We start from the raw sequence: 26,964 nt of genomic DNA, 5'->3' as shown, positions 1-26,964 counted from the left end.
CTGATCATGAAAAAACTACTGCCCACCTCCACCGCCGGCAGCCTGCCCAAGCCTTCGTGGCTTGCACAGCCTGAGAAACTCTGGTCGCCTTGGAAACTGCAAGACGACGAGCTGATCGAGGGCAAACAAGACGCCTTGCGCCTGGCGCTGCAAGAACAACAGCATGCGGGCATTGATATCGTCAGCGACGGCGAGCAAACCCGACAGCACTTTGTCACGACGTTCATCGAACATCTCGACGGCGTCGATTTCGAAAAGCGCGAGACCGTTCGCATCCGTGATCGCTATGACGCGAGCGTGCCGACCGTCGTGGGCGCCGTCAGCCGTCAAAAGCCGGTGTTCGTTGAAGACGCCAAATTCCTGCGTCAGCAAACCAAGCAACCCATCAAGTGGGCGCTGCCAGGCCCCATGACGATGATCGACACCCTGTACGACGCCCACTACAAGAGCCGCGAAAAGCTGGCATGGGAATTCGCCAAGATCCTCAACCAGGAAGCCCGCGAATTGGAAGCCGCAGGCGTGGACATCATCCAATTCGATGAACCGGCGTTCAACGTGTTCTTCGACGAGGTCAACGACTGGGGCATCGCCACCCTGGAACGCGCCATCGAAGGCCTGAAGTGCGAAACCGCCGTGCACATCTGCTACGGCTACGGCATCAAGGCCAATACCGACTGGAAGAAGACGCTGGGCTCGGAGTGGCGTCAGTACGAGGAATCGTTCCCCAAGCTGCAGAAGTCCAATATCGACATCATCTCGCTGGAATGCCACAACTCGCACGTGCCGATCGATCTGCTCGAACTGGTTCGCGGCAAGAAGGTAATGGTCGGCGCCATTGACGTGGCAAGCGATAAGGTGGAAACGCCGGAAGAAGTGGCCAACACGCTGAGAAAGGCGCTGAAGTTTGTGGATGCCGACAAGCTGTACCCGTGCACGAACTGCGGCATGGCGCCGTTGTCGCGGGCTATTGCGAAGGGCAAGCTGCTAGCTTTGAGCGAAGGCGCGGAAATCGTTCGCAAGGAACTGTTGGGCTGATACACCATGGAGTCAGACTGCATTTTTGCGCTGGCATCGGCGAAATTGCAGTCTGACTCCTTATTTCTCTACTGTTCCTTCAGCCCCAACGACTTGATCAATGGGGCGAACAATTTCTTCTCGTCCTGCACGCGCGCGGTGTAGTCGGCCACGCTCAGCGGTAGCGCCTCGGCGCCGGCGTCGAGGAACCGCGCCTTGATCTCCGGCCGTGCCAACACCTTGTTGATTTCGCCGTTCATGCGATTGACCACATCATCGCGGGTGCCGGCGGCGGCATACACGCCGAACAGGCTGTCCGCGAAAACGCCGTCAATGCCAGCCTCAGAAAAGGTTCGTATGTCGGGCGCCACGGCAGCCCGTTGTCGGCTCGCCACCGCCAGCACCTTCAGCTTGCCCGCTTGCACCATGGGAAAGACCGTGGCCGGTCCAAACGCAAAGTCGATCTGACCCGCGGCCAGGTCTTGAATCGCCGGCGCCACGCCGCGATAAGGCGCATGGGTGGCCTGCATGCCGGTAGCCTGCTTGAGCAGCTCGCCAGCCAGATGCGGCGTCGTGCCGTTGCCGGCCGAACCGTAGTTGAGCGGATTGGGCTGCTGGCGCGCGTATTCGACGAACGCTTCAAGCGTATCGACGCCCAGCGAGGACCGGACGAACAAGAACAACTGGCTGTTGGCCAACAAGGCGACCGGCCGCAGGTCACGCTGCGGATCGAACGGCATGCTGGTGAACATCAGCGGGTTGACCGATTCGGTCGTCGATGGATTGAGCAAGAAGGTATGGTTGTCTCCGCCATTGCGCGCGACTTCGGCGCCCGCAACGTTGCCGCCCGCGCCGCCCCGATTCTCCACGATAACGGTCTGCTTCAAGGCCTCGGCCAAATGCGGCTGCACCGTGCGCGTCAGCACGTCGACCAGCCCGCCAGGGGCCAACCCCACGACCAGGCGCACCGGCTTGGTGGGCCAGGCCTGAGGCGCCGTTTGCGCCTGGCTGCCCGTCGCCCAGCCAGTCAGCGCCAGCATCATCACGGCCAGGCAATGTCTACGCAACAGCATCCGATTCTCCTTCTGGGCCGCCACCGCGCGATCCTGCGTACGGTGCGTCAGGTGCCGCACCCCGGTGAACCGCCTTGATGCCTCATCACGGCGGTGCCCTGCATCTGCCGCTCATTCTTCACAAAAGTTTAAGCATAAAGAATCCCGGATAACCCTAGTTTGCCGGGGAGGAGCAAGCGCGGCTTGTCTAGACCGCTTTAGGCCGAACAAAAATTGGGTCTGATGATGAAGATCGGCTTTGCAGTCGTGCGGAGCGGGCCAGCGGGCCCACTCCAGAGACGCTTAAGACGTGAAGCCGCCGTCGACCAGGATGTCGGCGCCCGTGACATAGGAGGCCTGTGGGCTGGCGAGAAACGCCACGACGCTGGCGATTTCATTCGGCTTGCCGTAACGGCCCACCGCGATACCGGGGATGAGCAACTTGGCCCACTCGCTATCGACCGGATTCATGTCCGTGTCTACGGGCCCGGGGTGCACGGTGTTGACAGTGATGCCACGCGAGCCCAGGTCGTATGCCAAGCTGCGGTTAAAGCCAGTGATGGCTCCCTTTGTCAGTCCGTACACCGAGAGACCGGGCACACCGGCATACTTCGTTGCCGAACTACCGATGTGCACGATTCGGCCACCTTCCTTCATGTGGCGTACGGCTTCCTGCGTGGCAACGAACACGCCCGTGACGTTGACCGCGAGCATCGACTGATAGTCCTCGAACGTAATCTGGTCTATCGGGCTCGCCGACGCGATTCCGGCGTTGTTTACCAGAATGTCCAGACCACCAAATGTCTCGACCGTCTTGGTGATGGCCGCGCGCACGGCGTCCGGGTCCGCAGCGTCGGCTACGATGGCCATCGCGCGGCCACCGGCTGACTCGATGTCGGCGATTGTTTGCTTGGCTGAGTCAGGCGAGCCCCGGTAGGTGAAGGCGACTTGGGCACCGTCGGCAGCAAGTTGCTTGGTGATGGCCGCCCCGATGGAGCGCGAACCGCCAGTGACGAAAGCCGTCTTGCCTAGCAGCGGAAGCGATGGGGTAGAAGTTGTGTCATTCATAGGTCACTCCGTTTAAATGCCGAGAATTCGGTGGAGTGACTTTCGCGCTTTTATTGCTGAATGATTAGTACCAAATGGCTTGGATCATCTTCAAGCAATTATTTAATATCTGCATGAAGGTTGGTCTATGCGATCAGGACCGGCAGCCCGGTCAAGCGCCGACTGTCCATGTCGTCATGTGCACGCGTAATCTCATCGAACCGATAGCGAGCGGTTTCAAGGTCGTCGAAAATGCCGGAACGCACTGCGGCCCATAGCTCGTTGGTCGCAATCCCGACCGCCTGACCACGCACATATTGAGGGGCACCGCCACTTCGAACTGCGATGGCTCGTCGAGCGATATCTGATCGGTTTGTCGATGCTTGGCCCGACGCATAGCCGATAGCTGCTATGACACCGCCGTCCCGGACACTTGCAGCGCCCAAATCAAACATCGCCTGCCCTACAAAATCGTAAACCACATCCACCCCGTCCGGCGCGATCGCGCGGATGTTCGCCGCGATGTCGGGATCTTGTGAATGAAACGCGTAAGTGCTGCCAGCGCTTACCTTGGAAAGCTTGTTCGGAGACCCAGCTATGCCAATGACCGTCGCGCCGAGCGATTTTGCCCAACGGGAAAGAATTGAGCCCACGCTTCCTGATGCGCCGAGCACCAGCGCCACATCAGTCGGTTTGAGATCGTAGAGCCCACGAAGACCCATCCAGGCCGTTCCGCCCTTGGCCAAGAAAGTCGCTGCGACCTCATTGGTGATGTCGCCAGGCAGGCGAACCAACGGTGCCGTTGAAATCACCCTCTCGGTAGCGTATGCCCCCTCGGCGAAGAAGTAGGCGACACGGTCGCCGACCGAGAGCCCACTGACGTCGGGTCCTATCGCAGTGACTATCCCCGCTGCTTCAAAACCAGGGACTGCTGGCATCGTCATCGGATACTGCCCCCTCCGTATCATGGTATCGACGAAATTGAGACCAATCGCGTCTTGGGTGATCTGAACCTCCCCAGCACCTAGCGCCCGCAGGTCACTGTGGATGATCTGCAGGACGGCCGGACCGCCGAGGGACTGCATCTGAATAATTTTCGGCATGCACCTAGACCATTGATATCTAAACCTGAGCCCAATGCGCTTCTAATTCCCGCGCCACGTCCGTGGTCCGCTCCAACATGGGCCAATGGGAGCTACGAAGCTTGACTGCCGCCTGAGCGCGGGTAGCATTCGCCAGTTCATCGGCAAAACGGTGTGGCAGATAGGGGTCATCCAAACCCCAAATCACCAGCGCCGGTACAGTGATGTTGCTCAGCTCTGGCTTCCATTCCGCACCGACATGGACGGCTGATCGATATAGCGCAAGAATGCTCGACTTCATGGTTTCGTCGATATAGCGAACCATCTCTCGCGCCTCGTCCCTGGGCACCTGCGCTTGAACGAGCTGATCGGCGAACGCTTCCAGATCGAGATCTTCCATCCAGCGCTCGCCCTCCACCGGGGTTTGCCAGATCTTCGCCAGATCGTGCCAGGGATATGCGGGATCGACTGGGCCACTGATCCCCACCCAGGTGCGGACAAGATCGGGGCGAGTCGACGCGATCCGCGCGGTCAGCAAGCAACCCCAGTCGTGGCCAACCAAATCGACCGGTGTGCCAATCGCCTCCAGTTCCCTAGTCAGCCAATCGATATATTCCTCTTTTGTCGCCGTAAATCCATCGGGCACAGGTTTTCCAAAACCCGGCAGGTCGGGTGCAATTACGTCCTGCCTTTTGATATGTGAGAGAAGGCGGTTCCAGAGTCGATGGGTGTCGGGAACGCCGTGGACGAGTACCGCTGGCATGCTGCATCTCCGGCTTCGTTAGTGGTCGTGAATGAGTCACCCGCACTGTCGCCCATTTATTTCCTCTTGATTAGTGCCATATGACTTGAATCATTTTCAAGCACCCATTTAATATCCACGAATGGAGACCTTGGCCAACTTGGAGTCGTTCGTGCGCAGTGCTGAAAGCGGAAGTTTTTCGGCTGCGGCGCGGCGGTTGGCGCTAACTCCGGCAGCAGTAAGCCGGAACGTGGCCATGCTGGAGCGCAACCTAAAAGTACGGCTATTCCATCGTTCAACCCGCAAGCTGACGCTGACCGAGGCGGGTGAGGCATTCCTGAGCGCGATCGGCGGCAATCTGGAGTCTTTGCAAAACGCCATTGCGTCGGTATCAGCAGACGACGGACAGCCTGCGGGTGTGCTCAAGATCAGCCTGCCGCCAACCGTCGGGATGAGCCACATTCTGCCGCTACTGCCGGACTTCTTGCAGCGCTACCCTCGCATCAAGCCCGAGTGGCATTTCGAGAACCGCGCGGTGGACCTGATCGCCGAAGGCTACGACGCCGCTATAGGTGGTGGCTTCGAGCTCGCGCCCGGCATGATCGCCCGGACATTGGCACCAGCGCACATCATCGCCGTCGCATCTCCTGCCTATCTGGCCCGACGCAAGGCACCTGCTGACCCATCCGGGCTGATTGAGCTGGATGGAATCGTCATGCGTTCACTCAAGTCGGGCCGCATCCGTACCTGGGACATGCGCGACGCGCAAGGCGATCAGGTTGCCGCATTGATGCGCGAAACTTTAGTGGTCAACGACCCTGCCGCGCTGAGGGAGGCGGTGCAGCTAGGCTTGGGTGTCGCCATGCTGGCCGTCCCTGATGTTCTAGCAGGATTGGAGTCGGGGAAGCTTGTGCGCGTTTTGCCGCGCTGGTGGGCCGATGCGGGCGCAATCTCGCTCTACTATCCGAGTCGCGACCTGCTCCCGGGCAAGACGCGAGTCTTCATCGACTTCGTGATCGAGGCATTCAAACGTGAAGACTACGCACGGCGTTTTGCCGGTAGCTTGGGATAAGAACGTATGAATGCCTCGCCGTTAACTGGCGATAGTCCCCGAAGGACCTCAAATCACTCCCACTCAATCGTCGCAGGCGGTTTGCTCGACACGTCATAAACCACGCGATTAATCCCGCGCACTTCATTAATAATCCGCGAAGAAACCCGAGCCAGCAGCGGGTGCGGCAGCGGCGCCCAATCAGCGGTCATGAAGTCAAACGTCTGCACCGCGCGCAGCGCCACAACGTACTCATACGTCCGCCCATCGCCCATCACGCCCACCGATTTCACCGGCAGGAACACCGCAAACGCTTGCGACGTCAGCTCATACCAAGTCAGGCCACTAGCCTCATCCTTGGTGTTCCGCAATTCTTCAATGAAGATCGCATCGGCACGGCGCAGCAGTTCAGCATATTCATGCTTCACTTCGCCCAGAATCCGAACGCCCAGACCCGGACCGGGGAACGGGTGGCGGTACACCATCTGCGGCGGCAAACCCAACGCAACGCCCAGTTCGCGGACTTCGTCCTTGAACAGTTCGCGCAGGGGTTCCAGCAGTTGCAGGTTCAGCGTGTCCGGCAGGCCGCCCACGTTGTGGTGCGACTTGATGGACGTGGCCTTGCCCGTCTTGGCGCCGGCGGATTCGATGACGTCGGGGTAGATCGTGCCCTGGGCCAGCCACTTGGCGCTTTGCTGCTTGCCGGCTTGTTCCTGGAACACTTCGACGAATTCGCGGCCGATGATCTTGCGCTTGGCTTCCGGGTCAGCCACGCCAGACAGCTTGCCCATGAATTGGGCGGTGGCGTCGACGTGAATGATCTTCACGCCCATGTTTTCGGCGAAGGTCTGCATGACCTGCTTGCCTTCGTCCAGGCGCAACAGGCCGTGGTCGACGAACACGCAGGTGAGCTGGTCGCCGATGGCCTTGTGGATCAGGGCAGCAGCCACCGAGGAATCGACGCCGCCGGACAGGCCCAGGATGACTTCGTCGGTGCCGACTTGCTCGCGGATGCGGGCGACGGCTTCGGCGACGTAGTCGGGCATGTTCCAGTCGCCCTGGCATTCACAGATCTCGTTCACAAAGCGTGCCAGCATGGCCTTGCCCTGGACGGTGTGCGTGACTTCGGGGTGGAATTGAACGGCGTAGAAACGGCGGTCTTCGTCGGCCATGCCGGCGATGGGGCACGACGGCGTGGACGCCATCAGCTTGAAGCCCGGGGGCAGTTCGGTGACCTTGTCGCCGTGGCTCATCCAGACCTTCAGCATGCCGTGACCTTCGGGCGTGGTGAAGTCGTCCAGGCCTTCCAGCAGCTTGGTGTGGCCGTGGGCGCGCACTTCGGCGTAGCCGAATTCGCGGTGGTCGGAAAAACTGACCACGCCGCCCAGTTGCTGCGCCATGGATTGCATGCCGTAGCAGATGCCCAACACCGGCACGCCCAGTTCAAACACGGCGTGCGGCACGCGCATCGAGCCTTCTTCGTAGGCCGAGGCGTGGCTGCCGGACAGGATGATGCCCTTCAAGCCTTGCGCCATCTGCTCGCGCACGAAGGCGTCGTCGACGTCGCCGGGGTGCACTTCGGAATAGACGCCGGCTTCGCGGACGCGGCGGGCGATCAGTTGGGTGACTTGCGAACCGTAGTCAAGAATGAGGATGCGCTGGTGCATTGAGCTCTACCGATTAAATAAAACCGCACCGGCAGAACCGCGATTGTTAATGCGATTCTGCCGGTGCGTGATGCATGACATTGTAGTTGACTGTACGGATCAGTCGGCGCGGTAGTTGGGCGCTTCCTTGGTGATCTGCACGTCGTGTACGTGGGACTCGCGCACGCCGGCGGAGGTGATCTCCACGAATTCGGCCTTGGTGCGCATGTCGTCAATGGTGGCGGCGCCGCAGTAGCCCATCGAGGCGCGAATGCCACCCACCAATTGGTAAATGATGGCCAGCACGCTGCCCTTGTAGGGAACGCGGCCTTCGATGCCTTCGGGGACCAGCTTGTCGGCGTTGTTGGACGGGTCCTGGAAGTAGCGGTCGGCCGAGCCGTCCGTCATGGCGCCCAGGCTGCCCATGCCGCGGTACGACTTGTACGAACGGCCTTGGAACAACACGACTTCGCCCGGGGCTTCTTCCGTGCCGGCGAACATGCCGCCCATCATGCACGAGAACGCGCCGGCGGCCAGCGCCTTGGCGACGTCGCCCGAGTAGCGGATGCCGCCGTCGGCGATCAGCGGAACGCCCGTGCCTTCCAGCGCCTTGGCAACTTCGGAAATGGCATGGATTTGCGGCACGCCCACACCGGCGACGATACGCGTGGTGCAGATGGAGCCGGGGCCGATACCGACCTTGACGCCGTCGGCACCGTGTTCGACCAGCGCGCGCGCGGCGGCGGCGGTGGCGATGTTGCCGCCGATGACTTCAACCTTGGGGTAGTTCTGCTTGACCCAGCGCACGCCTTCCAGCACGCCCTTGGAGTGGCCGTGCGCGGTGTCGACGATCAGGACGTCAACGCCGGCGGCAACCAGCTTTTCCACGCGTTCTTCAGTGCCCGCGCCCACGCCAACCGCTGCGCCAACGCGCAACTGGCCTTGGCCGTCTTTGCTGGCCATCGGGTGTTCGGTGTTCTTGACGATGTCTTTGACGGTGGCCAGGCCACGCAGCTCAAAGCCGTCGTTCACGATCAGCACACGCTCAAGGCGGTGCTTGTGCATCAGGGATTGCGCTTCGTCCAGCGTGGCGCCTTCCTTCATGGTGACCAGGCGTTCCTGCGGCGTCATGATGTTGCGCAGGGGTTGATCCAGGTTTTCTTCAAAACGCAGATCGCGGTTGGTCACGATGCCGACCAGCTTGCGGCCTTCAACCACCGGCAGACCCGAAATGCCATGCTGGCGCTGCAACGCAATGGCGTCGCGCACTTTCATTTGGGGGGTGACGGTGACCGGATCGATCACGATGCCGAATTCGTGGCGCTTCACGCGAGCCACTTCACGGGCTTGGGCATCAGCGGACAAATTCTTGTGAATGATCCCGATGCCACCTTCTTGAGCCATGGCGATTGCCAGGCGAGCTTCGGTGACGGTGTCCATGGCGGCGGACACAAGCGGAATATTCAGGCTGATATTGCGGGTCAGGCGGGTGGCCAGGGAGGTGTCGCGCGGCAACACCTCGGAATACGCAGGCACCAACAACACATCGTCGAAGGTGAGCGCTTTTTGAACGAGACGCATGGGTAACTCCGGGCGCAAAGCAAGATTATACGCCGCCCGCTGATTTTTTCTAGGTGTCTACCCTAGGTTTATGCAGGGTTTTTTACAGGGCGCGGCGCAGCCGGGCCGGCACACGGAGCGCCGGAATCAGTGCCGGGTTATAGCCCTGCCAGGGGAATCCCACAATCATTTTTACCCGGATGTTATTGACAGACTATTTTTACCCGGATCATAATCCGCTTCGTGATTGATTTGAGATCAGACGAATCGGAACCCGACATCATGACTCCCCCCTCTACCCCGCACTACACCGCCTTTGACGGCCACCGCATTCTTGCCGCCGGACCGCTTGCCGAGGTGGCGTTGGCGGTGAAACGCGCCATGTCCACGAGCAGCAGCCAACCCCTGGTGTTCAACGACACCACCGGCCAGCAGACCGACCTGGACCTGCGCGGCGACGATGCCGCCATCATCGCGCGCCACGCGCCCCCAGTAGAAGCAGAAGCCGATGCAAGCGACCCCGCAGACGCGCAGCCGCGCGGACGTGGCCGTCCCAAGCTTGGCGTGGTGCCGCGCGAAGTGACGCTGCTGCCTCGGCATTGGGATTGGCTGGCCGCGCAGCCGGGCGGCGCATCGGTCGCGCTGCGCAAACTGGTGGAGCAAGCGCGCCGCGACAACGAAGCGCAAGATCAGACACGCCAGCGCCAGGAAGCCGCGTACCGCTTCATGTCCGCCATGACGGGCAACCTGCCAGGCTTTGAAGAAGCGACCCGGGCGCTATACGCGAGTGACCGCGAGCGCTTTGCGCAATGCATCGCCGCGTGGCCTGAAGATGTACGCGACTACGCAGTGCGCCTGGGCTGGGACACGAACCCAGCGACGGCGCCGCAATCCTAGACACATCGCCAATCAAGGATCACCTAAGCCTTCACCAACGACCGTTTTAAAGACAAGCCCACGTTAAAGCGCCACCAAGTTTCTGTACGATTCAGTTTCCCCGTTCTTGAACTGGAACACAGGCATGCCACAACTTGTACTGCTTCTGTTGGGAGTTCCCTATCTGCGCAAGCGATGGAAAGGTCTGTTCGCGGCCGGGTTGTTTTTTCTGGTTGCGGGCATCGTCGTTTTCATCGATGCGCTGGACAACGCGCTGTACTTCCCGCTGAACGCCTTCGCCATTCTCTTCATCATTGAAGGGCTGGCCACGCTGATGATCGCGACGACCGGCGTGGGCGGGCAGCGTGTGCTGCGCTATGTGAAGGGGCTGTTCGTGCTGCTGGCCGGCAGCTTGATCCTGGCCGGCCACCATCACGGGCACTTTGCCTTGTCGATGATCTTCGGCGCCTTGTTCCTGACCGACGGCGTGTTGCAATGCCTGGCGGCGTACGTGGTGCGCTACGAGCGTTGGCGCTACGCCTTTGCCGGTGGCATCACTGAAATTCTGCTGGCCATTTTCTTTTTCCAGCCCTACCCCACCAACTACGTCGGCACCGTGCCGTATTGCCTGGGGCTGTTCCTGGGCATCGCGGGCGTGAAGCTGCTGTGGTTGGCGCGTCGGGTCAAGCACCTGGCGTCAAACCCGGCGTTTGCGTCCAACGCGTCGCCGGACTTCATGCCCTCGGAACCCACGTCCGCACCCGCTCCCAATGCAAGCACTGCATTGGCGCCCCGCCCCCCCGGCCCGACCGTATGGGACGGCCCGCCCGACGACTCCGAGCCCGCGCTGACGGTGCATGTGTGGACCCCGTCCGGCTCGGCCAAGGCCCAAACGCGCAACCTTCCCTTGGTGGACCGCTACATCGCCGCCGTCGACATCAACGGCGTGATCTCGACGGGACACGCCGCGCTGGAATCGCCGGAAGGCATCTACATCAGCCTGTACCCCCGCGACGAAATCGACCGGTCGCCCGATGAATTCGGCAACCTGCTGCGCGCCACCGCCGAAAACGACATCCCTGGCGTCTATCAACCCGACTACCCCACGGAATCCAAGGCGTGGTGCCCATCGACCGTGCGCGTGCGTTTTCGTAACTACGACGCGCAGAAACTGGCCGACTTCTGGCAAGACTATCGGCAGGACAGCACCTACAACCTGACCCACCGCAATTGCTCCAGCTCGGTCGCGCGTGCGCTGGATGCCGCGTTGGACGGCGTGGTGGGCCGCTTGCACGGCAGCCAGGCCGGTTGGGGGGTGTTGCTGCGTCTACTGCTGACCCCGGAATTATGGGTAGCCTCGCAGATCCGCAAGCGCGCGCTCACGATGGCGTGGACGCCCGGGCTGACGCTGGACTACGCCCGCGCCATGAGCATGCTGGCCGACCCGCGCCCGTTTGGCTGGTGGAAGATGTCGCAATTGGCGCTGCGCCGCATCGCCGCGTTGCGTGCCAACTGGCGCCAGCAGGACCGCGACGCGCCGCTGCGCCGCCCGCCCGTCTGAGCCTCGCCTGCGCCACCATCCAGAATTCAACCTGTCGATGCGGGCAGAGGCCTGGGCACGTACCTTGCTACCCGCACCTTCACGCACGACATCCCGCCGCCGTTGCGCTTTAATGGACTCGTGCATGTCAACCAAGGACCATCATGTCCACGCCCAAGAACTTCCTGCTCTACGACGGAGACTGCCCCTTCTGCTCGAACTACGTGCGGATGCTGCAATTGCAAAAAGCAGTGGGCCGGATCGAGCTGCTCAATATGCGCGACCACCCCGACCTGGCCGTCGCCTACAAGGCGCAGGGCTATGACCTGAACCAAGGCATGCTGCTGCATCTGGATGGCCAGGATTACTGGGGCGCCGACTGCATCAACCGGCTGGCGATGCTCAGCACCGGCAACGACCTGTTCAACAGCCTGAACGCCGCCGTGTTTCGCAACCGCTGCCTGTCGACGGCGCTATACCCTTTCATGCGCACGGGCCGCAGCCTGGCGCTGACGCTGCTGGGCAAGCGGAAGATGCAGTTGTAGGTCTACGGAACGGATGTGCCCTGGCGGCGCGCGGGTGCCCCATCCACATCCACCACCCGTTGCAAGAACGCGTCCAGCGCCGGATTGTCGTGCTGGGCGTGCCAGGCCAGGTACATGTCGGCGTACAGATTGCGTTGACCGATCGGCCGGAATTCCACCCCTTCAAAGCGCAGTTCCCGCGCGGAGTCCGGCACGATACCCACGCCCAGCCCCGCGCGTATCAGCGCCAGCAGCGTATGGGTTTGCCCCGCGCGCTGCACGTAGTCGGGCTGCACATCCGCCAGCCCGAACGCCCCCACGATACGGTCATAGAAGTACTTGCCTTCACGCGGCGAATACAGCACGAACGGCTGGCCCTGCAACAGGCGCAGCGGCACGGTGTCGTGTTCGCATAGCGGCGAGCCGGCGGGCAGCGCCAACACAAGGGGCTCGCGTTCGATCAGGCGGGACTCAATGCCGGCTTGCTGCGGCACGCTGCGCGCCAGGATGACGTCCAGCTCGCGCGCCAACAGCAGCCGGTCCAGATCGGTGCTGACCGTTTCGCGCAGTTGGATTTCAACGCCTGCCAGCAGCTTGCGCGCCCGCATGATCATCGACGGCATCAAGCGGTACGACGCCACCGCCGTAAAGCCCAGGGTGATGTGCCCGGCGTCGCCCCCGGACGTGCGCCGCGCCGTGGCGGCCGCGCGCGCCGAAAACTCCAGCAGATGGCGCGCATCGCGCAGAAAGCGCCGGCCTGCCGCGCTAAGCAGCACCTGGCGGCTGTTGCGCTCGAACAGCGTCACGCCCAGATCCTGTTCCAGCAATTGAATCTGGCGCGACAGCGGCGGCTGCGTCATGCATAGCCGTTCGGCGGCGCGGCCGAAGTGCAGCTCTTCGGCCACCGCAATGAAACACTCCAACTGACGGAATTCCATCGATTCAATCCTTGAATTGATCAATGCTATTTATAGCTCGAACGGCTATCCATCGAAAGCCGTTTCTATACTCCGAAAAAATGGCCGCGCGCAGGCCCACCAAGTCCCAAAGGAGCATCACCGCAGCACGTTGATTTTTCGCGGCGCAAGCCGCTTGCCAACGCAAATTCACCCCAAAAAAGAGAAGAGACATGGAGACAACCCCCATCGCCCGCCCCCGCGTCCGGCTCATCGCCGCGGCGCTGGCCCTGGCCGCCACCGCCGCGTTGCCGTTCAGCACGCAGGCCGCCGGGTACCCCGAGCGCCCCATCAACCTGATCGTGCCGTTTTCGCCGGGCGGCGGCACCGACATCTCGGCGCGCCTCTTGGCCGTGGCGCTCACCGAGAAACTGGCGGCGTCGGTGGTGGTGGACAACCGCCCGGGCGCGGGCGGGCAGATCGCCGCGGACCTGGTGGCGCGCTCGCCGGCCGACGGCTACACGCTGCTATTCGCCAATTCCGGCATGCTGGCGATCAACCCGTGGATCTACAAGCTGCATTCCGACCCGGCCACCGCGTTCGCGCCCGTGTCGCTGTTTTCGGATCTGCCCTTCGTGCTGGTCGTACCCACCACCCTGCCCGCCAAGAACGTGGCGGACCTGGTGACGCTGGCCAAAGCCGAGCCGGGCAAGCACACCTTTGCCAGTTCCGGCACGGGCGGCGCGCCGCATTTGTCGGGCGAGATCTTCCAGCAGGCAACCGGCGTCGACCTGATGCACGTGCCGTATAAGGGCGGCGGCCCCGCCATGACCGACCTGATGGCCGGCCGCGTCGACATGCTGTTTGCGTCCGTGCTGGAAACCATGCCCTACGTCACTGCGGGCAAGCTGCGCGCGCTGGCGGTCACGGGCGACAGCCGCTCGCCCGCCATGCCCGATGTGCCCACGATTGATGAAGCCGGCGTGAAGAACGCGCAATCCGGCTCGTGGACCGCCGTGCTGGCGCCGGCCGGCACGCCGCCCGCCGTGATCGAAAAACTATCGCAAGCCATCCGCGACGTTGCCAACGACCCGGCCATCAAGACCAAGCTGGAATCGCAAGGCGCCGTGGCCCACGGCTCGACCCCGCAGCAGTTGCAAGCGCTAGCCGCCAGCGAACGCGCGCGCTACGGGCAGATCATCAAGACCCGCAACATACAAACCAATTGATAGGCACCCGGCCCGGCTTCCTCCGGGCCATTTCGACGAACCATCCCAATAAGCCGCACCCATGACCGATTCCCTGCCCTCCTCCGCCCCGCACCTGTTGATGGTCGGCCCCTTGCTGCCGGACCTGATTGCGGACCTTGAATCGCGCTATCACGTGCATCGCTTGTGGGAAGCGGCTGATGCCGACGCGCTGCTGCGCGAACACGGAGCGAACATTCGCGGCATCGCTACCAGCGGGCGCTTTGGCGCCACGGCCGAGCTGATCAACGCCCTGCCGGCGCTGGAAGGTATCTTCAGTTTTGGCGTGGGCTACGACACCATCGACCTGACTGCCGCGAAGGCGCGCGGCGTGGTCGTCACCAACACACCGGGCGTGCTGGACGCCTGCGTCGCCGACACGGCGCTCGCCTTGATGTTGGCCGCGCCACGTCGCATCGCCCAAGCCGACCGCTTCGTGCGCGCCGGCCGCTGGCCCAACGAAGGCTTTCCGCTGGGCACCCGCATGAGCGGCAAGCGCTGCGGCATCGTGGGCCTGGGCAATATCGGCTTGCAGATCGCCCGCCGCGCCGCCGCCTTTGACATGGAAATCCTGTACACCAACCGCAAGCCGCGCGCCGATGCCCCGGCGGAATATCGCTACGTGGCAGACATTGAAACGCTGGCCGCCCAGTGCGACTTCCTGGTGCTGGCCGTGCCGGGCGGCGGCGCCACGCAGCACATGGTGAACGCGCGGGTGCTGGACGCGCTGGGTCCGCAGGGCTGGCTGATCAACATTGCGCGGGGCACGGTGGTTGACGAAGCCGCGCTGGTCAGCGCCTTGGAAAACAAGCGCATCGCGGGCGCCGGGCTGGACGTGTTCGAGCACGAACCCGAGACCCCGGCCGCACTGCACACGATGGACAACGTGGTGCTGCTGCCGCACATCGCCAGCGGCACGCACGAAACCCGCCGCGCCATGGCCGATTTGATGGTGGCGAATCTGGACGGCTGGTTTCGGGATGAGAAAGTGCTGACGCGGGTGGTTTAAGGCGATGGCACGAAAGCGCCGGCGTCGCGGCGCTTGGGCCAAAGCGATAGGGCACAGCGCTTGGACTCGCCCTTATTCGCTGACCCACTGCAAGTCGGGTGACGGCGCGCCTTCCTGTTGGAAATGCAGCAGAGCCGCCTTCGCCATGTCCCGGTCCACGCATTGGTACTGCTGGTAGCTGCCCGCCTGGCCCCCCACCACCACTTCCTGATCGTGGTCTTCCGAGCGCGACGGGTCGATCAGCGTATAGATGCGCGCGTCGTCATCCAGTGTGATCGACACGACGAACGCGCCATCGCCGCCCCCGATCGCCATGACGGTTTCGTCTTCCGTCACGAAGGCGATGGAACTGAATTGCGCGCCGTCCAGTTGGTCCAGCGCGGCCAAGTTATCGGCGTGACTTGGGTCCTCGCGCTCGCTGACCGCGACGCGTTCGCCCAGACGGCGTTCTTCAATCAGTTTTTTTATTTTCACAGCGTTCCAGCCCCCTTGGTCATGGACGCGTGGCCACCCGCGTGGGCCAGCGCCGCTCTATTGCTGCCCCGTAATAAACAAGGCGCGAAAAGAAGCAGTCTACCGGGATCGGGGCAAGCAGGTGCGGGCCACGGTTTATGCCAGAATTGCGCCATGAAATTGATCATCACCGCCGCCGTTCTGCTATTGGCCACCGTGGCATCCATCGTTTATCGGGTGACCCGGCGCAGCCCCGACGACACCGGCCACCGCATCCGCAGCGATCTCGTCGCGGGCGGCTTGATGTTTGCGTTTATTGCGCCCGCCATTGGCGGCATCGCGGTCACGCTGGTGCTCAGCGCCATTTCACAGACCCCTAGAAACCTGATGATCATGGTTTTCGGCCTGCCCTGGTTTTATTTATTTGGCGTAATCCCCGCGCTGCTGTGCGGCGTCGTGGCCGGCGCGCTGAGGCCCGTGCGATCCACCTGGGCGGCGCTGGGCAAGATTGCGCTGGTCGGCCTGGTGTTTGGAATGGGCTCTTTCCTGCCGTTCTCCGGCCGCGATGCCGAAGTGCGCGACGTCCTCTTCCCGTTCTTCGTGGGTGGCCTGCCCGGGATGCTCAGCGGCTTTCTCTGCGCCTACTGGTTCTACGGCAAACCCGGCAGCGTGCGTCCGACAAGCGCAGACGCGTGACGTGAAACGAAGCGCCCCGGCGTGGTCAACTGCAAGCCGCGCCTGAGCGTCAACCGCTATCAGCGCTCTTCCTGCCGTTCCTTCTCTTCGGCCGCCGCCACATCCTCCAGCTTCACCGTCTGCGTACAGCCATTGGCTGCCGCACATTGGCCGGGCTGTTGCGAGCTTTTCACGCACTCGGCAAAGGCCAGCGCGGCGTCCACCGTCGGGAAGTGGTACGAATGTCCATCCGTGAAAGCGACCTTTCCTTCGACTGAGCAATCCATGCCTGACTCCGTTAGCGACGCAATTCTTCGTCGGCATAGCCAAACGGCCAGCGGCGCTTGTTCGGTTCAGGGGTCGGCTTTTCGTTATTCATGATGGACTCCAATATTCGAATATAAGAATCCTATCCGCGCAGTTGTAACCGCAACGTAAGGGTTCGCAAACAAGCCCTTCATTGCTACGGTGTGCGCGCATGTCATGAATAAGTGATAGCAGGCGGCAATCGCCCACAAGGGCGATATTCCCCTGACCGCATCCAGTGCTATCAATAAAGCGCCAAGGGAGAAACCGCCGTCCGTCGGCATAACAACATCCGGCCCGATACGGATTGGCGATCTGAGGGAGGGCTTTGTCATGGCCTCAGGCTCACGACTGTCTGACGTAATTGTCAAACTGCCGGACCGGTCGACCGTACGCATTGAACGTCGCCTGGTTATTACTCGAAGTGCCGACGCGCCGCCAGAACATCGCTATGTCTGCACGCTGGAATCAGGCGAGCAAGTGACTTGGCTGGGCGATGGCAAGTACCGTTTGCCAGACGGCGCCGTCGCGGTGGCCGTGGCACACAAGCGCCCGTAGTCACGACGGGCAGCGCAGCGTGGCCCTTTCACTTCAGTGATTTTCCTTGGCATGGTTGACCGTGTACTTGGGGATGTCGACCGTCAGGTCCTGTTCGCCGACGATGGCCTGACAGCTCAAGCGCGACTGCGGTTCGACGCCCCACGCGCGGTCCAGCAGGTCTTCTTCGCCCTCTTCCACGTCGTTAAGTGCATCAAAACCGCTGCGCACGATGCAATGGCAGGTCGTGCAGGCGCGGCTTTTTTCGCACGCGTGTTCAATATCAATGCCGTGATCCAGCAACGCATCACAGAGGGACGTTCCCACGGACACGTCCAGCACGGCGCCGGCGGGTGCAAGATCGGGATGGGGAAGAACGGTGATTTTTGGCATTTCGGGCCACCTTATGTGTTGGTCTTGGAAGATTCAAACCAGTACCCCAAGGCTAAAGATGCCCACGCTGGCAAGGTCAAGCGCCCGCTAGCGCAAATAATTGTCAAGTCCACACGAGTTACCGTGTCAAAACACTGTTATCGCCGCACAATCAATGCGCACGAATTCTCTGGACATCTCGTCCTTTGGGAGAACCATATGTGCGATTGCGCTGCTTGCGTTACCCCTTCCCCGGATTCCACCCCACGCCGTCGCCTGCTATTGGGCGCGGCAGGTCTTGCCGCTTTTGGCGCGACCGGCTGGGCGGAAACGGCCAATGCCGAAGTCCCGTCCAACGATATTGGCGGCGAAGAAGCCTTGAAACGACTGCTGGCCGGCAATACCCGGTATGCGGCAAACAAACCCAACATGCGGGACTTTTCAGCGGGCCGGGCGGCTCGCGTCAAAACGCAAAAGCCGATCGCCGCGATACTCAGTTGCTCTGATTCCCGGGTAGCGCCGGAGTTGGCCTTCGACCAGAACCCGGGCGATGTCTTCATCGTTCGGGTCGCGGGAAACTTCGTCAATGACGATGGTCTGGCCAGTTTCGAATTCGCCGCGAAGGTTTTGAACGCGCCGTTGATTCTGGTGCTGGGCCACAACAACTGCGGCGCGGTGGACGCCGCGATAAAGGTCCTGAAAGAAAACGCCGAACTGCCCGGCCATCTTCCACAACTGGTCAACGCCATCAAGCCCGCCGTGGATCGCGCCAGCAAGGGCGACCCCAAGAACCTGCTGACCGCGTCAATCGCTGAAAACGTCCGCCAGGCCGTCCAGCGCTTGCAGACGGCGCAGCCGGTGTTGCAAGGCATGGTCCAGGAAAAGAAGTTGATGGTGGCGGGCGGCGTGTATGACCTGGCGACGGGGAAGGTGACGTTGGTTTGATTAAGCGGGTTAATTGCTCGGGTTGATTGCGCTGGCTTAATCGCGCCGACCCGACCCACGCTTGCACGGTCGCGGCCTTTTCTGATGGAAGGCCGCGACCGGATAGCGAAAGCGGGCAGCCCCGCCCCGCTTGGTGATTGCCTAGTTGCTTACTGCTTTACCGCCAAGGGATGCTCAAAGAAGAACCGCAGCATTTCTTGCGTGGCATCCGGCCCGCTCAGGTCCGTGTACGACCCCTTGGGCGACCCGCCAGCCCAGGCATGGCCGGCGCCGTGCACTTCCCAATACTCCGCAACAACCTTGCCCTGCGCGTTTGTGTACACGCGCTTCGTGCTGTCACGCCCTTGGTTCGCCCCCGCCACGCGCTGGCTTTGCACGCGCGCATCCGCCCCGGCGCTGGCGGCGACGACCGCGCCGGCATTGGCCGGGTGCACGGTGGAATCGCGGTCCCCATGAAAAACAATGGTCGGCACCGGCGTGCTGGACGCCGCGCCCGGCCGGACCCCAATACCCTTCATGGCCGACAAGGCGGACGGCAGGTCCTTGGCCGCGCCCGCTGCCAGGCCCGAATGCACGCCCGCCGCCGCATACAACTGCGGATAGGTGTCTGCCAGAATCGCGGCCATCGCGCCGCCCGCCGACAGCCCCGCCACATAGACGCGCCGCGTATCGATGCCGTATTCGGCGATGACGTGGCGCGTCATGTCCGCCAATATCGACGGCTCGCCTTTGCCGGCCTGCTGATGGTTGTGCTTGAACCAGTTCCAGCACTTCTGCGGATTGGTTTCGCGCGGCTGCACCGGATACAGCACATAGAAACCCTGCTTTCGCGCGGCTTCGTTCATGGCGGTGCCGGCCGCGAAGTCGTCGGCGTCCTGCGTGCAGCCGTGCAGCATCACCACCAGCGGCCTCGCTTGCCCGTTCACGCCCGGCGGCACATACAACTTGTAGGCGCGCTGGCCGGCGGTATTGCGAAACGAACCCGCCGTGAAGAAATCACCCTTCGTGGCGGAGGGCTCGCCGGGCGCGCGATGGGTGGGTTGGGATGTCGGAGCGGCGCCATCGTCCCGTGCCGGGGACGGCGCGGCGGCTGGGGATGATGCGCTTGGCGACGACGCGGGAACCTCACGCGCCTCGACGTCAATCACATCGGCCTCGTCATAGCGCGGCGCGGCGGATGCCGCCGTGGGCTGCACGCCCAGCAAAGCGGCTTGAATGGCGGCAGTGGCCGCGGCCAGGTTGCCGGAACGGGTAAGCCGCGTGGCTTGGCTCATCAGTTGCTGAAATTCTGGGTGCATGGAGTGACCTTTGAAGCGGCAATAACGTGTCAGCGGATGCGCTGACTCAGGGCAGCCTTGACGGCGGGGCTGGCGTGCAAAGCCCCCAATACCGTCACGGATTCAATCGTGGCCAACGCCAATTCGGGCGTCACGTCCGGCGCAATGGTCGCCAGCCCCAGGATCCGGATTTGCAGCATTTCACCGGCCGCTTGAACCGCGAGCAGATCGTCGACCGTGTAGTGCTGAATTCCCAACACCAGTGTTTTCCGGCTGACCGCCTGCCGCACGGCATCGCCATGGGCGGCAAGCTGGTTGCGGATGGCGGTGCGGATCAGGTCGGTCCGGTTGGCGTAGAAGCCCTCTTGAACCAGAAGATCAATCTGGCCCAGGTCGACATAACCCAGGTTGATCGTGATCTTTTCGTCTGAAGGCTTGGGAGCGGAAGCGAGGCGTGGGGGACGTGGAGGCATGGAACAAAGCATAAAACCATCCAAGTGGATGGCCTATGGATGTTTCAACTTGATAGACCTTCGAACGCCGATCGGGGCGACGGGGATCTGTCCCTAAGTCCTTGAAATAACGAGAAGTTATGAAACTGCATAAGGAAATGCCCACATAGGGAATTTACTTATGCCTTTTAACTATTTGCAGCGCGCATACTTGCCGGGTCAGAATTCGCGCTGAGCATAAAGCACCCCAGATGGAACTTCGCCAACTCGAGGCCTTCGCGGCCGTCATGTCTACAGGTAGCGTCACCGCTGCCGGGCGCCTGCTTGGGCGTTCGCAGCCGGCCATCAGCCGCCTGTTGCAAGAGCTTGAAGCGGAAATCGGTTATGCCCTGTTCAACCGTAGCGGGCCGCGCGTCACGCCCACCGAGCAAGGCTTTCTGCTGTATGACGACGTGGAACGTGCTCTGGCCGGTTTGCAGCAGATTCGCAGCCGCGCCGAAGAAATTGCGCGCGGCCAGGCCAAGCCGCTGCTGCTAGCGGCAACGTCCGCGCTGGCTGCTGGCCTGGTGCCGGACGCGCTCAAGCGCATCGAATCCCAAACCGGCGCCGCGCGCGTGCAAGTGCGCAGCGCCTCGCCCGAACGGGTCGTGCACGCAGTGCTGACCGGCGCCGCGCAACTGGGCGCCACCAGCTTGCCGCTGGAGCATCGCGGCCTGACGGTGCATTGGATTGCCCAAGCGCCCTGCGTCGTGGCCTTGCAGGACGACGACCCGCTGGCCGCGCACGACGTGGTGCCGGTGGCGCTTCTGGCCGGACGCCGCCTGATCACCATGGCCAACCCCTACCGCCTGCGTCGCCGCCTGGACGCCGCGTTGGCCCCCGACGGCAATGCGCCCGGCACCATCGAAACCAATTCGTCCGTCAACGCCCTGGCCGCCGTGCGCGCCGGCTTGGGTGTGTCGGTGATGGAACCGATTACCGCTTACGGCGTCCCGATGCCGGGCGTGGCGATCCGGCCTATCGACCTGGACATCCCTTTCTTCTTTGGGGTCATCACCCCGCAGCCGCAACCGCAACCTCAACCGTTGACGCCCGCCTGCCAGGCCATGGCCGACGCGCTGGCCGAAGCCGCCGCCGCGCTGCTGCCCGGCTTTGTGCTGCACGACGCCAGCGAGCATGCCGCGCTGCTGCATTCTGTCTACGGTGATGACGCCCCTGTTTTGGACTCCCCCACACTATGAATTTGCCCGTTGCCACCCCGCCGCAAGGCTTGGATGCGCTGGAAGCGCGTCTGCGGCAAGACCTGTCCTGGCTGGAAATTCCCGCCAAGAACTGGGTTGCGCCCCGTCTGGTTGATGGACAACAGGTACTGGACGTTGTCGTCATCGGCGGCGGCATGGCCGGCCTGGCCGCGGCCGCATCGTTGACGCACCTGGGCATCACCGCGCCCATCTTCGACCAGGCGCCCGAAGGCTACGAAGGCCCGTGGGCCACCACCGCCCGCATGGAAACGCTGCGTAGTCCCAAGCAGCTGACCGGCCCCGCGCTGGGCTTGCCCGCGCTGACGTTCCGCGCCTGGTTCGAAGCGCAGTTCGGCACGGCCGAATGGGACGCGCTGGACAAGATTCCGCGCCTGCAATGGATGGACTACCTGCGCTGGTATCGCCGCGTCCTGAACCTGGACGTGCGCAACAACCATCGCGTGCTGTCCGTGCAACCGCGCGCCGACCGCCTGGTGCAACTGGACATCGAATCGCCCGCCGGACGCAGCACCGTGCTGGCCCGCCGCGTGGTGCTGGCCACCGGCCGCGACGGCCTGGGCGGCGCCTATGTGCCTGACTTTGCCAAGAAACTGCCGCGCGACCGCTGGGCCCATTCGTCCGACGTGATGGACTACGCCACGCTGGCCGGCAAGCGCGTCGGCGTCGTGGGCGCGGGCGCGTCCGCCATGGACAGCGCAGGCACGGCGCTAGAAGCCGGCGCCGCCAGCGTCGACCTGCTGATCCGCCGCAACGACATCCCGCGCGTGAACAAAGGCAAAGGCGCAGGCAACCCCGGCCTGACTCACGGCCACCTGACCCTGCCCGACGAATGGAAGTGGAAGATCCGCCACTACATCAACGCCGCGCAAGTGCCGCCCCCGCGCGGCAGCACCTTGCGCGTGTCGCGCTTCCCGAACGCCCGCTTCAACCTGGGCTGTGGCGTGCAAGATCTGGCGATGGTGGGCGATGACATCCACGTCACCACGCCCAAGGGCGTGTTCGTGCTGGACTTTCTGATCTTCTCGACGGGCTTTCGTATCGACTGGACCGTGCGCCCGGAATTCGCGCCGCTGGCGCCTCACGTGCGCAACTGGGGCGACCGGTTCACCCCGCCCGCCGGTGAAGAAGACCAGGAACTGCATGACTCGCCCGACCTGGGCGCCGTCTTTGAACTACAAGAAAAAGTGCCCGGCGCCTGCCCGGGCCTGGACCGCGTGCACTGCTTTTCCTACCCCGCCGCGCTGACGCAAGGCACGATCTCGGGCGACATCCCGGCCATCAGCGAAGGCGCCAAGCGCCTGGCGCAAGGCATCGCCGGCCTGTTCTACCGCGAAGACGTCGAAACGTACTACGCGAATATGGAAGCGTTTGCGGAACCGGAAGTGTTCGGTGATGAATGGACGCCCGCCCCGCCGCCTGCGGCAATCGCCACCCCGGCCTCGCAAGCGGAGACCGCGCAATGACTGGTTGGTTGATACGCCGCATTGCACAAGCCGCGGTGGTTGTATTTCTGATGACCCTGATCGTCTTCGTGGGCCTGCACGCCATCGGCAACCCCGTGGACATCCTCATCGGCCAGGACGTAGACCAGGTCGACCGCGCCCGCATCATCGCGGAACTGGGCCTGGACAAGCCGCTGTGGCAGCAATACCTGGCGTTCCTGAACGGCGCGCTGCACGGCAACCTGGGCAACAGCTTCGTCTACAACATTCCCGCAATTGAACTCGTCATCCAGCGCCTGCCCGCCACGCTGGAACTGGCGATCAGCGCCCTGGGCCTGGCCGTCATCATCGGCCTGCCGCTGGGCTTGATTGCCGGCCTGTACCCCGATAGCCGCTTTTCCAAAATGATCATGGCCGGCAGCATCGTCGGCTTCTCGCTGCCCACGTTCTGGGTCGCGCTGATGCTGATCATGACGTTCAGCGTGTCGCTGGGCTGGCTGCCCGCCAGCGGCCGGGGGCAGACGGTGGAATTCCTGGGCTTTCAGTGGTCGTGGCTAACCGCCGACGGCTGGCGCCATTTGATCTTGCCCGCGCTGAACCTGTCGCTGTTCAAGATTTCGCTCGTCATCCGCCTGACCCGCGCCGGCGTGCGCGACGTGATGCCGCTGGACTTCGTGAAGTTCGCCCGCGCCAAAGGCTTGTCGCCGTTTCGCGTGGTCTGTGTGCACGTGCTGCGCAACACGATGATCCCGCTGGTGACCGTGCTGGGGCTGGAGCTGGGTTCGACGATTGCGTTCGCCGTGATCACGGAAAGCATTTTCTCGTGGCCGGGCGCCGGCAAGCTGATCCTGGACAGCCTGAACGCGCTGGACCGCCCCGTCATCGTGGCCTACCTGATTGTGGTCGTGTGCCTGTTCGTCACCCTGAACCTGATCGTCGACATTCTTTATAAAGTGCTGGACCCCCGGGTACGGCTGGAGGGCTCGGCATGAGCACCACTGCAACCCCCGAGAAGGTTCCGGCCCTGCGCCGCGAATCGCCCTGGCGCCGCAACCTGACCGAATTCCTGTCGTCCAAGACGGCGGTGTTCGGCTTGGCCGTGGCCACCCTGCTGATTCTGGCCGCCATCTTCGCGCCGTGGATCTCGCCACAGAACCCGTATGACCTGCTGCAAATCGACGTGCTGGATTCCCGCATGCCGCCGGGGTCCATGAACGGCCTGGACACCTTCCACTATTGGCTAGGCACCGACGGCCAGGGCCGCGACTTGCTGTCCGGCATTCTGTACGGCCTGCGCATCAGCTTGATGGTGGGCGTGGGCTCGGCCGTTATCGCCGGCATCGTCGGCACGCTGCTGGGCTTGCTTGCCGCCTACGCGGGCGGCAAGGTCGACGCCTTCATCATGCGTTTGGTCGACCTGATTCTGTCGTTCCCGTCGATCCTGGTTGCCATGATGATCCTGGCCTTTCTGGGCAAGGGCGTGGGCAACGTGGTGCTGACGCTGGTGATTCTGGAATGGGCCTATTACGCTCGCACCGCGCGCGGCCAGGCCCTGGTGGAACGCCGCCGCGAATACGTCGAAGCCGCCCGCTGCCTGGACATTCCCAACTGGCGGATCATGTTGAAGCACATTCTGCCCAACTGCCTGCCGCCGCTGATCGTGATTGGCACCTTGCAGATCGCGCGCGCCATCACGCTGGAGGCCACGTTGAGCTTTCTGGGCCTGGGCGTGCCCGTGACCGAACCGTCGCTGGGTCTGCTAATTTCCAACGGCTTTCAATACATGCTGTCCGGTGAATACTGGATCAGCTTCTACCCCGGCATCGCGCTGCTGATCACCATCGTCGCCATCAACCTGGTGGGCGACCGCCTGCGCGACGTGCTGAACCCAAGGACTCACAAATGACCGACCGCACCGCTACCGGCGCGCCGGCCACGCTTGAAGTGCGCAACCTGCGCACGCACTTTCATACCCGCGCGGGCGTGCTGCCCGCCGTGGACGACGTGTCGTTCACGCTGGAGCGCGGCAAGATCCTGGGCCTGGTCGGAGAATCCGGCTCGGGCAAATCCGTGACGGGCTTTTCCATCATGGGTCTGGTCGACGCCCCCGGCCGCATCGTCGGCGGCGAAATCCTGTTCCAGGGCCGCGACCTGACCAAGCTGGCCCCGCGTGAACTGCGCCGCCTGCAAGGCAACCGCATCGCCATGATCTTCCAAGATCCAATGATGACGCTGAACCCCGTCTTGCGGGTGGATGTGCAGATGATCGAAACCGTGCGCGCGCATAACAAGATGAGCAAGCGCGAAGCCCGCACGCTGGCCCGTGACACGCTGGGCATGATGGGCATTCCCAGCCCCGAAGAACGCTTGCTGGCCTACCCGCACCAACTGTCCGGCGGCATGCGCCAGCGCGTGGCCATTGCCATCGCCATGCTGCACCGCCCCGACCTGATCATTGCCGACGAACCCACCACGGCGCTGGACGTCACCATCCAGGCGCAGATTCTGTCTGAAGTGCAAAAGCTCGCGCAGCAGCACGGCACCAGCCTGATCTGGATTACGCATGATCTGTCCGTGGTGGCCGGCCTGGCCGATGACGTGGCCGTGATGTACGCCGGCCGCATCGTTGAACACGGCAAGGTCGACGACGTGCTTGACCGCCCGCAGCACCCCTACACGGTGGGCCTGATCGACAGCCTGCCCAGCAATAACCTGCGGGGCCAGCGCCTGCGCCAGATTCCCGGCATGACGCCCAACCTGCTGCACCTGCCCGCCGGCTGTGCGTTTTCCGCGCGTTGCTCGCGTGCCACCGCCGCCTGTGGCCAGCAACCCGGCATCACTCAAGCCCTGCCCGAACACGACGTGCGCTGCTTCCATCCGACTATCCAGATCCACAACGAGGTGACGGCATGACTGTATCCGCCGCCCCCACGCCGCTGATTGACCTTTCTCAAGTCAGCAAGCGCTTTGGCGAAAGAAAGGTCGGCGCAGCCGGCCGCGCCATGCAGCGCATGGGCTTGTCCAAACCCCCCGCCGTGACCCGCGCCGTCGACAACGTGGACCTGATCGTGAACCCCGGCGAAGTCGTCGGCCTGGTTGGTGAATCCGGCTGCGGCAAATCCACGCTGGGCCGCATCGCCGCAGGCTTGTTGACGCCTTCCGGCGGTGAAGTCCGCATCAACGGCGTGCGCCCGTCCGACATGAACTCGGCCGCCGCCCACGCCGCGCGCCTGACCGTGCAGATGATTTTCCAGGACCCCTACGCCAGCCTTAACCCGCGCCTGCGCGTGGACGAGATCGTGGGCGAAGCGGCCCGCATCCACGGCCTGGTCGACAACGCGGGCTTTGACGACTACGTCAGCGCCCAGCTCGAACGCGCGGGGCTCGACCCCGCCCTGCGCCAACGCTATCCGCACCAATTCAGCGGCGGCCAGCGCCAGCGCATCGGCATTGCCCGCGCGCTAGCCGTGCAGCCGTCCATGCTGGTGTGCGACGAAGCCGTGGCCGCGCTGGACGTGTCCATTCAAGCGCAAATCCTGAACCTGTTCATGGACCTGCGCGAAGAACTGAACCTGACGTATCTGTTCATCAGCCATGACCTGGGCGTGGTGGAACACCTGTCTGACCGCGTCGTCATCATGTACCTGGGCCGCGTCGTGGAAACGGCCACCGTGGACGAAGTGTTCCAGCGCCCCAACCACCCGTACACGCAAGCGCTGTTGGCGGAAATTCCCAGCCTGAAGTCGCGCCACAAGATCTTTACCGCGATCAAGGGCGAGATTCCCAGCCCGCTGAACCCGCCCGGCGGCTGCCATTTTCATCCGCGATGTCCGCATGCGATGCCGCGCTGCAAGACCGAAGTTCCCACGTTGAAGGGAATCGCCATCAACCATTTAAGCGCCTGTCATTTGAACGACATGGCCTGAACCTAATTGGCCGCGTTGTCCTGAATGCCTT

Annotated in this window: 27 protein-coding genes; 15 read left to right on the top strand and 12 right to left on the bottom strand. The window is 63.0% G+C overall.

Annotation, left to right across the window (positions count from 1 at the left end):
* The first annotated feature begins 6 nt into the window (after window positions 1–6).
* Window positions 7–1,035: a methionine synthase gene (locus M2361_RS05125; RefSeq protein WP_100856114.1), complete on the top strand. Its 1,029-nt coding sequence runs from the start codon at window positions 7–9 to the stop codon at window positions 1,033–1,035.
* Window positions 1,036–1,103: 68 nt separating this feature from the next.
* On the opposite strand, the gene M2361_RS05120 is transcribed toward M2361_RS05125, so the two are convergent.
* From M2361_RS05120 to M2361_RS05105, 4 genes are all read right to left on the bottom strand, one after another.
* A complete protein-coding gene (locus M2361_RS05120; protein WP_259246627.1) occupies window positions 1,104–2,087 on the bottom strand; it encodes a tripartite tricarboxylate transporter substrate binding protein in 984 nt (327 codons plus the stop codon).
* A 282-nt stretch (window positions 2,088–2,369) separates the two neighbouring features.
* Window positions 2,370–3,134, bottom strand: a complete 765-nt coding sequence (locus tag M2361_RS05115) for a 3-oxoacyl-ACP reductase family protein (RefSeq protein ID WP_259246625.1) — start codon at window positions 3,132–3,134, stop codon at window positions 2,370–2,372.
* Between the two features lie 125 nt (window positions 3,135–3,259).
* The gene (locus M2361_RS05110) at window positions 3,260–4,216 is read right to left on the bottom strand and encodes a zinc-binding dehydrogenase (protein ID WP_259246624.1); all 957 of its coding nucleotides are present in this window, start codon (window positions 4,214–4,216) and stop codon (window positions 3,260–3,262) included.
* Window positions 4,217–4,235: 19 nt separating this feature from the next.
* Entirely contained in the window at window positions 4,236–4,958 is a 723-nt protein-coding gene (locus tag M2361_RS05105; protein WP_259246622.1) for an alpha/beta fold hydrolase, read from the bottom strand.
* Window positions 4,959–5,079: 121 nt separating this feature from the next.
* On the opposite strand from M2361_RS05105, the gene M2361_RS05100 reads away from it, so the two are divergent.
* Window positions 5,080–6,009, top strand: a complete 930-nt coding sequence (locus tag M2361_RS05100) for a LysR family transcriptional regulator (protein WP_259246620.1) — start codon at window positions 5,080–5,082, stop codon at window positions 6,007–6,009.
* Between the two features lie 53 nt (window positions 6,010–6,062).
* Here M2361_RS05100 and guaA read toward each other — a convergent pair whose 3' ends face one another.
* Window positions 6,063–7,655 carry a glutamine-hydrolyzing GMP synthase gene (gene guaA, locus M2361_RS05095; RefSeq protein ID WP_050449706.1) on the bottom strand — a complete coding sequence of 531 codons (1,593 nt, stop codon included), beginning with the start codon at window positions 7,653–7,655 and terminating at the stop codon, window positions 6,063–6,065.
* A gap of 99 nt (window positions 7,656–7,754) precedes the next feature.
* The gene (gene guaB, locus M2361_RS05090; protein WP_100856117.1) at window positions 7,755–9,215 is read right to left on the bottom strand and encodes an IMP dehydrogenase; all 1,461 of its coding nucleotides are present in this window, start codon (window positions 9,213–9,215) and stop codon (window positions 7,755–7,757) included.
* Between the two features lie 261 nt (window positions 9,216–9,476).
* Between guaB and M2361_RS05085 the strand changes: the two genes are divergently transcribed.
* The 3 genes from M2361_RS05085 (at window position 9,477) to M2361_RS05075 (ending at window position 12,155) form a co-directional block, all read left to right on the top strand.
* Window positions 9,477–10,091, top strand: coding sequence for a DUF2239 family protein (locus M2361_RS05085; RefSeq protein ID WP_259246617.1), 615 nt, complete (start codon window positions 9,477–9,479; stop codon window positions 10,089–10,091).
* 124 nt (window positions 10,092–10,215) lie between these two features.
* Window positions 10,216–11,631 carry an HdeD family acid-resistance protein gene (locus tag M2361_RS05080; RefSeq protein WP_259246616.1) on the top strand — a complete coding sequence of 472 codons (1,416 nt, stop codon included), beginning with the start codon at window positions 10,216–10,218 and terminating at the stop codon, window positions 11,629–11,631.
* Between the two features lie 143 nt (window positions 11,632–11,774).
* Window positions 11,775–12,155, top strand: a complete 381-nt coding sequence (locus tag M2361_RS05075; protein WP_100856120.1) for a DCC1-like thiol-disulfide oxidoreductase family protein — start codon at window positions 11,775–11,777, stop codon at window positions 12,153–12,155.
* A gap of 2 nt (window positions 12,156–12,157) precedes the next feature.
* Here M2361_RS05075 and M2361_RS05070 read toward each other — a convergent pair whose 3' ends face one another.
* On the bottom strand, window positions 12,158–13,072 hold the full coding sequence (locus tag M2361_RS05070; protein WP_259246614.1) for a LysR family transcriptional regulator: 915 nt from the start codon (window positions 13,070–13,072) through the stop codon (window positions 12,158–12,160).
* Window positions 13,073–13,263: 191 nt separating this feature from the next.
* On the opposite strand from M2361_RS05070, the gene M2361_RS05065 reads away from it, so the two are divergent.
* Together M2361_RS05065 and M2361_RS05060 are read left to right on the top strand one after the other, a co-directional pair.
* On the top strand, window positions 13,264–14,259 hold the full coding sequence (locus M2361_RS05065) for a tripartite tricarboxylate transporter substrate binding protein (RefSeq protein WP_259246613.1): 996 nt from the start codon (window positions 13,264–13,266) through the stop codon (window positions 14,257–14,259).
* Between the two features lie 61 nt (window positions 14,260–14,320).
* The gene (locus tag M2361_RS05060; RefSeq protein WP_259246612.1) at window positions 14,321–15,286 is read left to right on the top strand and encodes a 2-hydroxyacid dehydrogenase; all 966 of its coding nucleotides are present in this window, start codon (window positions 14,321–14,323) and stop codon (window positions 15,284–15,286) included.
* A gap of 72 nt (window positions 15,287–15,358) precedes the next feature.
* Here M2361_RS05060 and M2361_RS05055 read toward each other — a convergent pair whose 3' ends face one another.
* Complete coding sequence (locus tag M2361_RS05055) at window positions 15,359–15,760, bottom strand: Imm1 family immunity protein (protein ID WP_050449698.1); 402 nt, start codon at window positions 15,758–15,760, stop codon at window positions 15,359–15,361.
* A 153-nt stretch (window positions 15,761–15,913) separates the two neighbouring features.
* Between M2361_RS05055 and M2361_RS05050 the strand changes: the two genes are divergently transcribed.
* A complete protein-coding gene (locus M2361_RS05050; RefSeq protein WP_259246611.1) occupies window positions 15,914–16,435 on the top strand; it encodes a hypothetical protein in 522 nt (173 codons plus the stop codon).
* 59 nt (window positions 16,436–16,494) lie between these two features.
* On the opposite strand, the gene M2361_RS05045 is transcribed toward M2361_RS05050, so the two are convergent.
* Together M2361_RS05045 and fdx are read right to left on the bottom strand one after the other, a co-directional pair.
* Window positions 16,495–16,701: a hypothetical protein gene (locus tag M2361_RS05045; RefSeq protein WP_259246609.1), complete on the bottom strand. Its 207-nt coding sequence runs from the start codon at window positions 16,699–16,701 to the stop codon at window positions 16,495–16,497.
* Window positions 16,702–17,311: 610 nt separating this feature from the next.
* On the bottom strand, window positions 17,312–17,650 hold the full coding sequence (fdx, locus tag M2361_RS05040; protein WP_259246605.1) for an ISC system 2Fe-2S type ferredoxin: 339 nt from the start codon (window positions 17,648–17,650) through the stop codon (window positions 17,312–17,314).
* 24 nt (window positions 17,651–17,674) lie between these two features.
* Between fdx and M2361_RS05035 the strand changes: the two genes are divergently transcribed.
* Window positions 17,675–18,574: a carbonic anhydrase gene (locus tag M2361_RS05035; RefSeq protein ID WP_259246603.1), complete on the top strand. Its 900-nt coding sequence runs from the start codon at window positions 17,675–17,677 to the stop codon at window positions 18,572–18,574.
* A gap of 149 nt (window positions 18,575–18,723) precedes the next feature.
* On the opposite strand, the gene M2361_RS05030 is transcribed toward M2361_RS05035, so the two are convergent.
* Both M2361_RS05030 and M2361_RS05025 read right to left on the bottom strand, forming a co-directional pair.
* Window positions 18,724–19,872, bottom strand: coding sequence for a PHB depolymerase family esterase (locus M2361_RS05030; RefSeq protein ID WP_259246601.1), 1,149 nt, complete (start codon window positions 19,870–19,872; stop codon window positions 18,724–18,726).
* Between the two features lie 29 nt (window positions 19,873–19,901).
* A complete protein-coding gene (locus M2361_RS05025) occupies window positions 19,902–20,324 on the bottom strand; it encodes a CopG family transcriptional regulator (RefSeq protein WP_100857784.1) in 423 nt (140 codons plus the stop codon).
* Window positions 20,325–20,554: 230 nt separating this feature from the next.
* On the opposite strand from M2361_RS05025, the gene M2361_RS05020 reads away from it, so the two are divergent.
* The 6 genes from M2361_RS05020 to M2361_RS04995 are packed head-to-tail and all read left to right on the top strand — an operon-like array spanning window position 20,555 to window position 26,933.
* Window positions 20,555–21,544 carry a LysR family transcriptional regulator gene (locus tag M2361_RS05020; protein WP_259246597.1) on the top strand — a complete coding sequence of 330 codons (990 nt, stop codon included), beginning with the start codon at window positions 20,555–20,557 and terminating at the stop codon, window positions 21,542–21,544.
* Window positions 21,541–23,028 carry an NAD(P)/FAD-dependent oxidoreductase gene (locus tag M2361_RS05015; protein ID WP_259246596.1) on the top strand — a complete coding sequence of 496 codons (1,488 nt, stop codon included), beginning with the start codon at window positions 21,541–21,543 and terminating at the stop codon, window positions 23,026–23,028. Before M2361_RS05020 ends, M2361_RS05015 begins: the two co-directional genes overlap by 4 nt.
* Window positions 23,025–23,999: an ABC transporter permease gene (locus tag M2361_RS05010; protein ID WP_050449687.1), complete on the top strand. Its 975-nt coding sequence runs from the start codon at window positions 23,025–23,027 to the stop codon at window positions 23,997–23,999. Before M2361_RS05015 ends, M2361_RS05010 begins: the two co-directional genes overlap by 4 nt.
* Entirely contained in the window at window positions 23,996–24,913 is a 918-nt protein-coding gene (locus M2361_RS05005) for an ABC transporter permease (RefSeq protein WP_050449686.1), read from the top strand. The genes M2361_RS05010 and M2361_RS05005 overlap by 4 nt, the downstream gene beginning before the upstream one ends.
* Window positions 24,910–25,920 carry an ABC transporter ATP-binding protein gene (locus M2361_RS05000; protein ID WP_050449685.1) on the top strand — a complete coding sequence of 337 codons (1,011 nt, stop codon included), beginning with the start codon at window positions 24,910–24,912 and terminating at the stop codon, window positions 25,918–25,920. Before M2361_RS05005 ends, M2361_RS05000 begins: the two co-directional genes overlap by 4 nt.
* Window positions 25,917–26,933 carry an ABC transporter ATP-binding protein gene (locus M2361_RS04995; protein ID WP_259246584.1) on the top strand — a complete coding sequence of 339 codons (1,017 nt, stop codon included), beginning with the start codon at window positions 25,917–25,919 and terminating at the stop codon, window positions 26,931–26,933. Before M2361_RS05000 ends, M2361_RS04995 begins: the two co-directional genes overlap by 4 nt.
* The last annotated feature ends 31 nt before the right edge of the window (window positions 26,934–26,964 follow it).

This window comes from Achromobacter sp. JUb104, from assembly GCF_024806975.1.
GTDB lineage: Bacteria > Pseudomonadota > Gammaproteobacteria > Burkholderiales > Burkholderiaceae_B > Achromobacter > Achromobacter spanius.
Note: the sequence above shows the minus strand (reverse complement) of the source record. Positions and strands in the feature narration are given on the sequence as shown.